The sequence below is a fragment of the Priestia filamentosa genome (assembly GCF_900177535.1).
Classification (GTDB): domain Bacteria; phylum Bacillota; class Bacilli; order Bacillales; family Bacillaceae_H; genus Bacillus_I; species Bacillus_I filamentosa.
Window position 1 is genome coordinate 437,056 of the sequence record NZ_FXAJ01000001.1, and the last position, 12,137, is coordinate 449,192.

Sequence of the window (12,137 nt, forward strand, 5' to 3'; positions counted from 1 at the left end):
AAATAATGGAGGAGAAGTTATGCCAACGCCAAGTATGGAAGATTATATTGAACAAATTTATATGCTAATTGAAGACAAAGGGTATGCCCGAGTATCGGATATTGCAGAAGCCTTGGCTGTTCATCCCTCCTCAGTAACAAAAATGGTTCAAAAGCTTGATAAAGACGAATATTTAATTTATGAGAAATATCGCGGCTTAATTTTAACAGCAAAAGGCCAAAAAATTGGGAAGCGTCTCGTATATCGCCATGAATTGCTTGAGCAATTACTTCGAATCATTGGTGTTGATGAAGAGAATATTTATGAGGATGTTGAAGGAATTGAGCATCATTTAAGCTGGAATTCAATTGATCGTATTGGTGATCTCGTTCAATATTTTGAAGAAAATGAAGCGCGTGTTGAAGCTCTTCGTGCAACACAGCGTAAAAGTGAACAATAAATATAGAAACGTTAAGCACTGAGTGCTTAACGTTTTTTTGTTGTTTTTATAAAGACGTGCATAAAGAAAGAAAGGTGCGATTAAAAATGTAAAAAGGCGGATTTTGAAGGGGTGAAACCTTGTACATAGACGGCGTTTTTGCAGGAGGCGGTATTAAAGGGTTTGCACTTGTGGGAGCTCTTCAAGCAGTGGAAAACAAAGGACTTATTTATCGCAGGTTGGCAGGAACGAGCGCAGGAGCAATTATTTCTGCTTTTATTGTTGCAGGCTATACAAGTAGAGATATACAAAAAATGTTAGAAGAAATGGAGCTCAGTGAGTTGTTAGACAGCAGAGCCTCTCTTTTGCCTGCAAAGTGGGGGAAATGGCTTCTTTTATATTGGCGCCTTGGTTTATATAAAGGAGACCGTCTTGAACTTTGGATAGAGGAAAAGTTAAAAGCAAGAGGAATATATTCATTTGGAGATGTACCAAAACATGCTTTACGTATTATTGCTTCAGATATTACGGATGGAAAGATTGTTGTAATTCCAGATGACTTGCCAAGCTACGGAATTAACCCTGAGACATTTTCTGTAGCTAAAGCTGTAAGAATGAGCTGTAGCTTACCTTACTTTTTTGAACCTGTAAAGCTAAAAGCAAACTCAGGAGTCAAAATAATGGTAGATGGTGGAGTGCTAAGTAATTTTCCAATGTGGCTGTTTCAAAAGCGAGATCAACCAAAAGTACGTCCTGTTCTAGGGGTGAAGTTTAGCTCTCCTGAAGATAGTGTGCAGTCAGCTGAAATTCATAATGCGATCGACTTATTTGGTGCTCTTTTTGATACGATGAAAAATGCACATGATGCTAGACATATTTCTAAAAAGCATGAACGAGATATTATTTTTCTACCGGTTGATTCAACGCTTACAACAGAATTTGGGTTAGCAGAGGAAAAGAAAGAAGAACTGATTTCTTTAGGCAGAGAACGTGCAAATGCCTTTTTGAAAACATGGACATATTAAAAAACCAGGTGACAGTTGTCACCTGGTTTTTTTATTAGAAAAGAGCTCTATTTTTCTTTTTGCCTTTTTTACCTTCAATGACCGTTAAGTGACTCGAGCTACGTTTTCGTTCTTTCGTAAAAGACTGACCAAGATTTTTGGCTTTACCTTGAATAGGCGTGATTTTTGAATTTTTAATCATACGCTTTTTTGGCTTAACTTTAGCTTTTTCTCGCGCTCTCAAACGAGATTTTGACTGCTTTACGGCTTGAGCGTATTTTCGATCATACGGAGAACTGGAGGGCTGACGACGGCCTAAAACAAAGCGATATACGAGATAAAAAATAATCAAGAAGAAAAAGATTGTTCCGATAGAGCGTAAGAGACTCCCTGGTTCAAACAAAATTGTATACAGAAAACCAACTACCCCAAGTGTAATGACGGCGTACACAACATACGTAACAAAAGAACGTCTCATTATCTTCACCTCCACCAAAGATGTACACTATTTATTGTAAAAAAGTTTTACACAACTTTATTTTGGGTTGTTCCGGCTTTTTTTTCTTCAAGAACAAGTAGGCGTGAGAAAGAAGCAATCGCAACTTCTACTTGATCGTCTTTCGGTTCTTTCGTTGTTAAGAGCTGAAGCCATAACCCTGGATAACCTAAATATTTTAAAACAGGGAAAGAACTTAGTTTGTTTGTTAATTGCAATACTTCAAAAGAAAGACCAAGAACAACGGGGATAAGAGCGAGGCGATTTACAATCCTTACCCAAAGTGGATCAGTTGGAACTAGTAAATAAACGAACATACCAACAATAACAGTAAATAGAATAAAACTACTTCCGCACCTGTAATGGAGACGGGACTGGGACTGTACACCTTCTATTGTTAACTCTATTCCCTTTTCGTACGCATTAATAACCTTATGTTCCGCCCCATGATACTGAAATACTCGTTTTATGAGCGGCGTTTGCGAGATTAAGAAAATATAGCAAATAATCAATAAAAATTTGAAGAAAGATTCAACAACTATCTGTGCCACATCCGAAGAAAAAATGGGCCTTGTTAGTTCTGCCAAAAATACGGGAACAAGTGTCATTAACACTTTACCAATAATAAAAGAGAGAACGCCTATAACAGCCACGCCAAGAATCATAGTTAGCTTTGATTCTTTTTTCTCTTTCAGTTTCTCATCTTCACTAGGATCAAGATCAAAGCGATCTGATGAAAAATTGAGGTGTTTAGAACCGTTCGCTGTAGCTTCAACAATAGCCGCAATACCGCGAAGAAAAGGAACCTTTTTAATTTTTTTCAGAAATGATGATGATTTACGGGGAGCTTCAAAGAAATCGATGCTTTGATCTTTTCGGCGGATAGCCGTAACGCACGAGGTTTTACCACCAAACATAACACCTTCCACAACAGCCTGCCCACCGTAAACGGGTTTTGAATTTTGAGCCATGATGTATAAACACCAACCTAACTAATGAATTGTGTATTAACTAAATTATTTCAGTAAAGAACAGTTCATTCAAATTTCTTTTTTCTTTGTGTCATTTATATTCTACAAGAAAAGGCAAGAAACCTCTAGGTTGTTGTATATTCTCTAGTTTAGACAAATTTTATGATAATTAGACTAAAACTAACAAACAATATAAAGGCAAATAGAATCTAGGTAAAAAGATTATACTAAAATTAGTGAGGTGAGAAAAGATGGAAAAAAATCAAGAGAAAAAAGAAAAGCTTCCTTCTTTTATGAATAAAGCGATTGTGATTGGTATCTCGGCAGGAGTTTTGTTTGGTATTTTAAGCTACATTGCATATGTGTTAAATTTGAGTGAAATTCGAGCAAATCTTATTTTAGAGCCTTGGACATTTGGAGAATGGAAACATCACATCATTGGACATATTATTGGAATTATTCTCCTTGCCATTATTTCTATTCCTGTTGCACTTATTTACTATGCACTACTACGAAAATTTGAAAGCATGTGGGTTGGAGCGGCATATGGTGTTATACTTTGGGGCTTTGTTTTCTTTCTGCTAAATCCGATTTTTCCAAATTTAAAAGAGATTACAGACCTTAGTAAAGATACCATCATTACAACTTTTTGTTTTTACTTGCTCTATGGAATTTTTATTGGGTATTCTATTTCGTACGAAGAATCTGAATTGCGACGAATTAGTGCTTCCTCATAAGCTATAGCGTCTTCTTTATGATAAGATAAGGAAAGAACGGAATTTTTTGAAGCAAAGGGAGAGTGCTATGAAACAATTCTTAGTTATAAATGGACCAAATTTAAATTATTTAGGAAAACGCGAGCCTGAAATTTACGGAAGTACAACGCTTGTAAATTTAGAAAACAGCTTAAAAACAAAAGGAGAAGCTCTCGACCTTTCTCTGGATTTTCTTCAATCCAACCATGAAGGTGTAATTATTGATGCTATGTACAAAGCAAATGAAACATGTGATGGGGTACTCCTAAATCCGGGTGCTTTCACTCATTATAGCTATGCGATTCGCGATTGTATTGCAAGCCTTAACATTCCTGTTGTAGAAGTTCATATTTCAAATGTTCATGCAAGAGAAGAATTCCGCCATACCTCTGTTATTGCACCAGTAAGTGCAGGACAGATCGTTGGGTTTGGATTGTTTGGATATGAAATGGGGATTAATGCTTTAAAGAATATCGCGGAAGGGAAGGAATAGCATGACAGAAAAACTTATAAAACTTCGTGGAAGCTTTGAACAAAGAGGAATTGACGGCCTTCTTATCACAAGTAAATACAATCGTCGTTACATGACAAACTTTACGGGAAGTGCTGGAGTTGTTGTCATTTCAAAAGAAAAAGCCGTCTTTATTACAGACTTTCGCTACATAGAACAAGCAACAAAGCAAACAGAAGGATTTGAAATTGTCAAACATACTGGACCAATTGCAAAAGAAATTGCTTCTGTCGTTGAACAGTTAGGAATTAAAGCGCTAGGATTTGAAGAACATGCAATTACGTACGCTGACTTCTCCACATACCAAAAGGAAATCTCGTCCCAACTTGTTCCTGTCTCAGGTCTTGTAGAAAACTTACGCTTGATTAAGACTAGTGAAGAGATTAAGATATTAAAGGAAGCTGCCAAGTTAACAGACGAAGCTTTTCATCATATTTTATCTTACATCAAACCCGGTGTAACGGAGCTTGAGGTTTCAAATGAGCTTGAATTTTATATGAGAAAACATGGCGCGGCGTCTTCTTCATTTGATACAATTGTTGCTTCAGGGTATAGAAGTGCTTTACCACATGGAGTTGCTAGCGAAAAAGTGATTAAGGAAGGCGAGCTTGTAACGCTTGATTTTGGCGCGTACTATAAAGGGTATTGTTCAGATATTACAAGAACGGTTGCTGTTGGCGACGTTAGTGATGAATTGAAGAACATTTATGACATTGTTCTAAAGGCGCAGTTGCGTGGCGTTGACGGTATTAAAAAAGGTATTACAGGGGTTCAAGCTGATGCCTTAGCGCGTAACTATATTACAGAACATGGATACGGGGAATACTTTGGGCACTCCACAGGCCATGGAATTGGTCTTGAAGTTCATGAAGGCCCCGCTCTTTCAACTCGTTCTGATACTGTACTAGAGCCTGGGATGGTTGTAACCGTTGAGCCTGGTATTTACGTACCAAACGTAGGCGGTGTTCGAATTGAAGATGATTTGCTCATAACAGATGAAGGCAATGAAAATTTAACATATGCCCCAAAAGAACTTATTATTTTATAAAGGTAAACTAGGAGGACTATTAGATGGTTTCAGTAAATGATTTTCGTACAGGGTTAACAATCGAAGTGGATGGAGGAATTTGGCAAGTGATGGAGTTCCAGCACGTTAAGCCAGGAAAAGGAGCTGCATTTGTTCGCTCTAAACTTCGTAACCTTCGTACAGGAGCTGTCCAAGAGAAAACATTCCGTGCAGGTGAAAAAGTAAACAAAGCACGAATCGATAATCGCAAAATGCAGTATCTATATGCGAATGGTGATCAACACGTATTCATGGATACAAACACATATGATCAAATTGAACTTCCAGAAGTTCAAATTGAATATGAGCTTAAGTTCTTAAAAGAAAACATGGAAGTAAGCATTATGATGTATGAAAGCGAAACATTAGGTGTTGAGCTTCCAAACAGTGTTGAGCTAACAGTAACAGAAACAGAACCAGGTATTAAAGGAGATACGGCTTCAGGTGGAACAAAACCTGCAACAGTTGAAACAGGTTTAGTTGTTCAAGTTCCATTCTTCGTAAACCAAGGAGACGTTCTTGTTGTTAATACAAGCGATGGAAGCTACGTATCACGTGCTTAATTGACATTAAAAAGCAAGAGCCTATTAGGCTCTTGCTTTTTTTTTGTGCATAAAAGCCAAAAAAAAGCATAGGTTGTACTAATATTTTGCTCTTAGGCGAGGAGAAGTGAACAGATGAGGCCTTTTTGGAATATGTTTGATACAACAATCATTACGATGGCGTGTTTACGCTTTATCTCAGGATTTATTGAGCTAACAGCAGCAGTACTTATTCTTTTTGGTAACGATGTCAAGAAAGCTCTTTTTATCAACAGTTTGTTAGCCTTAATTGGGCCGCTCATTATGTTGGCCTCTATTTCAATTGGTCTATTTTCCATCGCAGATCAGCTTTCATATGGAAAGTTTGTGTTTATTGGTCTTGGAGTAGCATTTATTTTTATTGGCATTTACAAATAGCGTTCTGGCATTAAAATAGCCAAGCTTGCATACATTGAAAATAACTAAGTAGGCGAGGGGATTAAGGATGGAATCAGTTTTAAGCGTACTTCCTCAACATGTCGTAGAGCTCCTCAGGCGCTATATAGATGAAGATGTGCAAGAAATTCGGCTAAGAATTAACCGTCCTATTGAACTAATCAAAAAAGACGAGCCTATTTTTTATTCCGTACTACCCGTGAAAGAGGATTTCGCATATATGCTTAGTCAACTTAGTCAATCATCGATGTACATGCTTGAAGAAGAGTTACAAAAGGGCTATATCACAATAAAAGGTGGACACCGCGTCGGACTAGCGGGGCGAGTCATTACTGAGAATGGCAAAGTAAAAGCAATTCGTGATATTACGTCATTAAACATTCGAATTGCACGCGAGAAAATTGGGATTGGAGAAAGTCTAATCGACAGTCTTTACAATCGTAAATGGTTAAATACAGTCATTATTGGAGCTCCTCAATCTGGGAAAACAACCATGCTAAGAGATCTTGCCCGTCTTGTTAGCACAGGAGTGGAAAGAAAAAGAATTCCTTCGCAAAAAGTGGGGATTGTAGATGAACGATCGGAAATTGCAGGCTGTCTTGACGGAGTGCCACAGCATACGTTTGGCCCTCGGGTTGATGTGCTTGATGCCTGTCCAAAAGCAGAAGGAATGATGATGTTGATTCGTTCAATGAGTCCGAACGTTCTTATTGTAGATGAAGTTGGACGAGTAGAAGATACAGAGGCTATTTTGGAAGCTGTTCATGCAGGAGTTAGCTTAATTTTAACTGCTCATGGAAGCTCTGTTAAAGATATGGCAACAAGGCCTTCATTAAAAGCACTAATAGACGCTTGCATTATCGACCGTTTTGTACTTCTTTCAAATCGAAATGGACCTGGCACTGTCGAAGGGATTTTTCAGCAGGAAGTAAAACGAAAGAAAGATGGAATAGAAGGTGTAAGAAAATGAAACTTTTTGGAGCTTTGTTTATTTTAGTTGCGACAACATGGTTTGGGTTTGATCTCGCAAAACAGCTCAATGCAAGACCAAAACAGCTTCGCCAGCTTAAAAGTGCTCTAAGATCACTTGAGGCAGAAATTATGTATAGTCATCGTCCTCTACCACAGATTGCCCGTTTATTAACAGAACAAGTACCAAAACCAATCGCTTCCTTTTTTGATTCTTTTGCAACATATTTAGAAATGGGTCAAAAAAGTGCTGGAGAGGCTTGGCTGCTTAGTATAGAAGAAAATTGGCGTCTAACTGCTTTAAAGCAAGGGGAGAAAGAAGCTTTAAAACAATTTGGACAGACGCTCGGACAGCATGATCGGTATTCACAGCAAAAGCATATCGTGTTAACGCTTAACCATTTAGAGCGGGAGGAAGCAGATGCTGTTGACAGGCAAACGCGCTACGAGAAGATGGTGAAAAGCCTAGGGTTCCTAACAGGGTTATTGTTAGTCATTTTATTACTGTAGCTGTAGGAGGATGAAACAAAATGGGGGTAGACATCAATACCATTTTTCAAATTGCCGGAGTAGGCATTATCGTTGCTTTTTTAGTAACCGTTCTAGAACAAATGGGCAAAAAAGATTTTGCAAACTGGGTTACGCTCATTGGTTTTATTTATATTTTGTTTATGGTCGCGTCAATTGTACAAGACTTGTTTCAAAAAATTAAGTCTGTATTCCTTTTTCAAGGCTAAAGGAGGTGATGGGAGATTGAAATGATCCAAATTGTTGGCCTTGGTTTAATTGCCACGTTTTTAACGATTATTTTAAAAGAACAAAAATCCTCCATCGCTTTTCTTCTTGTTGTATTTGTTGGCTGCGTTATTTTTTTGTTTCTCGTTGATAAAATCAGCGAAATTATTGGAATGGTTGAAGTCCTTTCGCGTCAAGCCGGGGTCAATGTCATATACGTAGAAACTATTTTAAAGATTATTGGGATTGCTTATATTGCTGAATTTGGTGCTCAAATTACGAAAGATGCTGGACAAGGTTCCATTGCTTCAAAAATCGAGTTAGGAGGGAAAATCCTCATTTTATCAATGGCAATACCAATCTTAACGGTTGTGATTGAAACCATTATTTCAATGTTGCCCACAACATAATGAATGAGGATTGAGGTGCGCACATGAAAAAGAAAAAAAGCTTATTTTGTTTAGTATTGCTGCTTTTTCTTTTTTTTCTACCTGACAGTGTACAAGCTTTTCCAAGTGCTGATGAAATGGTAGATGAACAGGTGGATCAGCTTGGCATTGATGAGATAAAAGGATTTTGGAATAATATCATGACAGAGTATGGTGGTTTTTTACCGGAAAGTCAGAAAGGAAGTCTTGTCGAGTTTTTGAAAGGAGACAAAGAACTTTCGCTAGAGGAGTGGTTGAAAGGGCTTATGAAGTTCTTTCTTCACGAAATTATTGCAAATGGAAAACTCCTCGGTACGCTTATTATGCTAACAATCTTTTGCGTATTCCTCCAGAATCTTCAGAATGCATTTGAGAAAACAACCGTTAGTAAAGTAGCTTATGCACTTGTTTATCTTGTGCTTATTGTCATTGCTTTAAATAGCTTCCACATTGCTATCTCATATGCCACGGAAGCCATACAGACGATGATTCATTTTATTATCGCGCTTATTCCTCTTCTTCTAGCTCTTATGGCTTCTTCGGGAGGCGTGATGTCAGCTGCTTTTTTTCATCCGGTTATTATTTTTCTTATGAACACAAGCGGATTGCTTATTCAGTATGTTGTAATGCCGCTTTTATTTCTTTCTGCACTGTTAAGCATTGTAAGTACAATTTCAGAACAATACAAAGTGACACAGCTTGCTCAGCTTATGAGAAATGTGAGCATTGGAGTTCTTGGGGGGTTTCTCACTATTTTTTTAGGCGTTATTTCTGTTCAGGGGACAAGCTCGGCTGTAGCAGATGGAATTACTGTGAGAACCGCAAAATTTATTACAGGAAACTTTGTTCCTGTTGTAGGACGGATGTTTACAGATGCAACAGATACAGTATTAAGTGCCTCTCTACTATTGAAAAATACGGTGGGCCTTGTTGGAGTAGCGATTTTACTTTTTATTACAGCTTTTCCTGCTCTTAAACTCCTTTCAATTGCGATTATTTACAAGCTTGCTGCAGCTCTGATCCAGCCTGTTGGAGGAGGACCAATCATCTCCTGTTTGAGCATTATTAGCAGAAGCGTTATTTATATTTTTGCTGCTCTTGCTGTTGTTTCTTTAATGTTTTTCTTATGTATTACGCTTGTTATTACTGCAAGTAATATTACGATGATGGTCAGATAAGGAGGGTGTTGATGGGAGCGTTAACAGAATGGGTTACAAATATTATTCTGTTTATCTTGCTTGCTACCATTATTGATTTACTGTTACCAAGCTCATCTATGCAGAAGTACGCAAAGATGGTTATTGGTCTACTTCTTATGCTTATTATTTTGACACCTGTTTTCAGCATATTCAAAGTGAACGTTGATAAACTGTTTACCGCCATTAACTCTTCTTCTATCTCTCAAGAAAACTCTTCAAAAAATTTGCTAGATTTAAAGAAAAAAGAAATACAAGCGTCACAAGATGCATATATTTTAGAACAGATGGCTGTCCAACTAGAAGAGGGAGTAAAAGAGGAGTTGGTGAAGGAGTATGGAGTAGAAGTTTCAGGCGTAGAAGTTCATATGAAAGACGAGAAAGGTGAAAAAAGTTTTGAAAATATTAGTTCCATCTCTCTGTCTGTTCAGCCAAAGGAGAATAAGCATACAGCATCAGTCTCAGACGTTGAAGTTGTTTCCATTAATACGTCGGAACCTATTAAAAAAGAGAAAACAGAAAACGACGAGAAGCTAAAGAAGGTGCAAAGTTTTCTTTCTAAAAAATGGGATATGGATAAAAAACAAATTATAGTCACAATGGGAGGAGGAGAAGCAGATGAGCGATAAGGAGAGCAACAAGAAAAAGAGCTTCTTAGCGAGACTATCTTCTTCAGATCCACCTAAGAAAAACCGCAAGCTTGCATATGTGATTTTACTTTTGGCCGCTGGAGTTTTTGTCATGCTCTATGGGAATTTTCAAAGCTCAACAGCAAAACCAGACGCCGTTGAAACGAAAAGCTCAGGAGATAGCCAGCAAGAAAAAGAGGAAGTAGAAACGTTTGGAAGTGGAAAAGAAAAGCAGGCTAGAACAATTTCAGACTATGAAAAAAAATATGAAGCAGAACTTACAGATGTGCTAGAAAGTATGATTGGCGTTGATAATGTGCAAGTATTTGTAAATGTTGATGCAACAGAAGAGAAAGTTTATGAGCATAACACAGTAAACCAAAGTCAAACAACAGAAGAAAATGACCGTGAAGGCGGTACAAGGAATATTGAAGATAACTCAGTGGATCAACAGCTCGTTATTGTTCGTAACGGTGATAAAGAACAGCCCGTTGTTGTAAAAACACTAAAACCTGATATTAGGGGCGTTCTTGTCGTTGCGAAGGGAGCTGATAATATAAAAGTGAAAAAGTCGGTTGTGGACGCAGTTACGAGAGTACTCGATGTTCCAAGTCATCGCGTGGCAGTCACGCCTAAAAAGACGAAGGGGGATTAAATTTTATGTTGCTGAAAAAACAAACCGTTTGGTTATTAACAATGCTTAGCTTAGTTGTTGTTTTATCTGTTTATTATATTACGTCTCCAAGCCCACAGAGTGATAACGTCGCTTTTACAGATAAAGAAGAAAGTAAAGAAAAAGAAAGTGCAAAGCAAACGGATAAAGAAACAGAGCAAAAGGCAGCTTCAACAACAGAGAAAAACGGTGAAACAGTTGTCTCAACCGTGGAAAACGAAGACCAATTTTTGGCGATGCGCATGCAAATTACAGACGAGAGAAGTAAAGAAATTGAGAAACTTGAGGACGTTGTTGCATCAAATGAGGCTTCAGTAGAAGAGAAAAGTGAAGCAAAAGACAAAGTAGAAGAACTTTCAAAACTCAATGAAAAAGAGCAAACAATTGAAACATTAATCAAAGAAAAAGGGTATGATGATGCCCTTGTACGCGCTGAAGATAATGGGGTACGTATCGTTGTGAAATCAAAAGAAGATAGCAAAAAACAAGCAAATGAAATTATGAATATCGTGACGCAAGAAATTGGAGCTAAGAAAGTAGCGGTAGAATTTGAGCCTGTTAAATAATGAAATAAAAAAAAGGCGACTTCTGTCGCCTTTTTTTTATTTGAACTTATTTTGCATCCGAAGCAAGACTGAAATATAATAGTTAATGATAACACTAGGTAATAACTAGTACATTGTCAAAGAAAAGAAGTTTACTTAAAATAGAAAAGGACGGTTGTCCAAAGCATACAGCTGTTGAAATTTTAAGGACAGTTAGCGTATGATGTTAAGTATTCACTAGTCGATGAAATGGAGTGTAAAAGAGATGTTAAAAATTCAAGAGATTCGCGAAATTATTCGCCTTGTTGATCAGTCATCTATCGAAGAATTTATGTACGAGCATGAAGGGTCAAAAATTAAGTTAAAAAAGAAGGGTGCTCTTGCAGCGCAACAGAAAGTAGTTATTCAAGAACAGCCTGTTCAACAAATACCGGCTCAGCCATCAGTGCAGCCTGTTGTGCAACAAAATGAACCACAACAACCGGTACATACAGAAGAGAAAAAAGAAGAGAGCAACCTTCATAAAATTACATCACCGATGGTTGGAACTTTTTATAATTCTTCTTCGCCAGAAGCAGGTCCATATGTTCAAACAGGAACCAAAGTTAAACAAGATAGCGTAGTTTGTATTGTGGAAGCGATGAAACTATTCAACGAAATTGAGGCTGAAGTAACAGGTGAAATCGTTGAAATACTTGTTGAAAATGGTCAGCTTGTAGAATATGGTCAACCACTTTTCTTAGTTAAACCAGAATAAAGGGAGA

At 37.5% G+C, this 12,137-nt stretch carries 18 protein-coding genes; 16 read left to right on the plus strand and 2 right to left on the minus strand.

What is annotated here, in order from left to right:
- Window positions 1–19: 19 nt before the first annotated feature.
- Window positions 20–439 carry a transcriptional regulator MntR gene (gene mntR / locus B9N79_RS02330; protein WP_019391521.1) on the plus strand — a complete coding sequence of 140 codons (420 nt, stop codon included), beginning with the start codon at window positions 20–22 and terminating at the stop codon, window positions 437–439.
- Between the two features lie 119 nt (window positions 440–558).
- Window positions 559–1,443, plus strand: coding sequence for a patatin-like phospholipase family protein (locus B9N79_RS02335; RefSeq protein WP_040056775.1), 885 nt, complete (start codon window positions 559–561; stop codon window positions 1,441–1,443).
- 34 nt (window positions 1,444–1,477) lie between these two features.
- Here B9N79_RS02335 and B9N79_RS02340 read toward each other — a convergent pair whose 3' ends face one another.
- Both B9N79_RS02340 and B9N79_RS02345 read right to left on the minus strand, forming a co-directional pair.
- Complete coding sequence (locus B9N79_RS02340; protein WP_019391523.1) at window positions 1,478–1,900, minus strand: SA1362 family protein; 423 nt, start codon at window positions 1,898–1,900, stop codon at window positions 1,478–1,480.
- Window positions 1,901–1,947: 47 nt separating this feature from the next.
- Window positions 1,948–2,889 carry a DUF1385 domain-containing protein gene (locus B9N79_RS02345; protein WP_019391524.1) on the minus strand — a complete coding sequence of 314 codons (942 nt, stop codon included), beginning with the start codon at window positions 2,887–2,889 and terminating at the stop codon, window positions 1,948–1,950.
- A 251-nt stretch (window positions 2,890–3,140) separates the two neighbouring features.
- Here B9N79_RS02345 and B9N79_RS02350 point away from each other — a divergent pair, with 251 nt between their 5' ends.
- The 14 genes from B9N79_RS02350 to accB all read left to right on the plus strand — a co-directional run bounded on the left by B9N79_RS02350 (window position 3,141) and on the right by accB (window position 12,130).
- Window positions 3,141–3,626 (plus strand): YqhR family membrane protein, encoded by a 486-nt coding sequence (locus B9N79_RS02350; protein ID WP_019391525.1) that lies wholly within the window; start codon window positions 3,141–3,143, stop codon window positions 3,624–3,626.
- Between the two features lie 67 nt (window positions 3,627–3,693).
- Window positions 3,694–4,137, plus strand: a complete 444-nt coding sequence (aroQ, locus tag B9N79_RS02355) for a type II 3-dehydroquinate dehydratase (protein WP_046217850.1) — start codon at window positions 3,694–3,696, stop codon at window positions 4,135–4,137.
- Window position 4,138: 1 nt separating this feature from the next.
- Window positions 4,139–5,203: a M24 family metallopeptidase gene (locus B9N79_RS02360; protein WP_048896873.1), complete on the plus strand. Its 1,065-nt coding sequence runs from the start codon at window positions 4,139–4,141 to the stop codon at window positions 5,201–5,203.
- A gap of 23 nt (window positions 5,204–5,226) precedes the next feature.
- On the plus strand, window positions 5,227–5,784 hold the full coding sequence (gene efp / locus B9N79_RS02365) for an elongation factor P (RefSeq protein ID WP_019391528.1): 558 nt from the start codon (window positions 5,227–5,229) through the stop codon (window positions 5,782–5,784).
- Window positions 5,785–5,898: 114 nt separating this feature from the next.
- Window positions 5,899–6,180 carry a YqhV family protein gene (locus B9N79_RS02370; RefSeq protein ID WP_019391529.1) on the plus strand — a complete coding sequence of 94 codons (282 nt, stop codon included), beginning with the start codon at window positions 5,899–5,901 and terminating at the stop codon, window positions 6,178–6,180.
- 67 nt (window positions 6,181–6,247) lie between these two features.
- Complete coding sequence (gene spoIIIAA, locus B9N79_RS02375; protein ID WP_019391530.1) at window positions 6,248–7,168, plus strand: stage III sporulation protein AA; 921 nt, start codon at window positions 6,248–6,250, stop codon at window positions 7,166–7,168.
- The gene (gene spoIIIAB / locus B9N79_RS02380) at window positions 7,165–7,677 is read left to right on the plus strand and encodes a stage III sporulation protein SpoIIIAB (RefSeq protein WP_019391531.1); all 513 of its coding nucleotides are present in this window, start codon (window positions 7,165–7,167) and stop codon (window positions 7,675–7,677) included. Before spoIIIAA ends, spoIIIAB begins: the two co-directional genes overlap by 4 nt.
- 20 nt (window positions 7,678–7,697) lie before the next feature.
- Entirely contained in the window at window positions 7,698–7,904 is a 207-nt protein-coding gene (gene spoIIIAC / locus B9N79_RS02385) for a stage III sporulation protein AC (RefSeq protein ID WP_019391532.1), read from the plus strand.
- A gap of 21 nt (window positions 7,905–7,925) precedes the next feature.
- Complete coding sequence (gene spoIIIAD / locus B9N79_RS02390; protein ID WP_019391533.1) at window positions 7,926–8,312, plus strand: stage III sporulation protein AD; 387 nt, start codon at window positions 7,926–7,928, stop codon at window positions 8,310–8,312.
- Between the two features lie 23 nt (window positions 8,313–8,335).
- On the plus strand, window positions 8,336–9,508 hold the full coding sequence (gene spoIIIAE / locus B9N79_RS02395; RefSeq protein WP_019391534.1) for a stage III sporulation protein AE: 1,173 nt from the start codon (window positions 8,336–8,338) through the stop codon (window positions 9,506–9,508).
- A gap of 11 nt (window positions 9,509–9,519) precedes the next feature.
- The gene (gene spoIIIAF / locus B9N79_RS02400) at window positions 9,520–10,155 is read left to right on the plus strand and encodes a stage III sporulation protein AF (RefSeq protein WP_019391535.1); all 636 of its coding nucleotides are present in this window, start codon (window positions 9,520–9,522) and stop codon (window positions 10,153–10,155) included.
- A complete protein-coding gene (spoIIIAG, locus tag B9N79_RS02405) occupies window positions 10,145–10,810 on the plus strand; it encodes a stage III sporulation protein AG (protein WP_019391536.1) in 666 nt (221 codons plus the stop codon). Before spoIIIAF ends, spoIIIAG begins: the two co-directional genes overlap by 11 nt.
- 5 nt (window positions 10,811–10,815) lie before the next feature.
- Window positions 10,816–11,394, plus strand: a complete 579-nt coding sequence (locus B9N79_RS02410) for a SpoIIIAH-like family protein (RefSeq protein WP_019391537.1) — start codon at window positions 10,816–10,818, stop codon at window positions 11,392–11,394.
- Window positions 11,395–11,638: 244 nt separating this feature from the next.
- Window positions 11,639–12,130 carry an acetyl-CoA carboxylase biotin carboxyl carrier protein gene (gene accB, locus B9N79_RS02415; protein ID WP_019391538.1) on the plus strand — a complete coding sequence of 164 codons (492 nt, stop codon included), beginning with the start codon at window positions 11,639–11,641 and terminating at the stop codon, window positions 12,128–12,130.
- Window positions 12,131–12,137 lie beyond the last annotated feature (7 nt).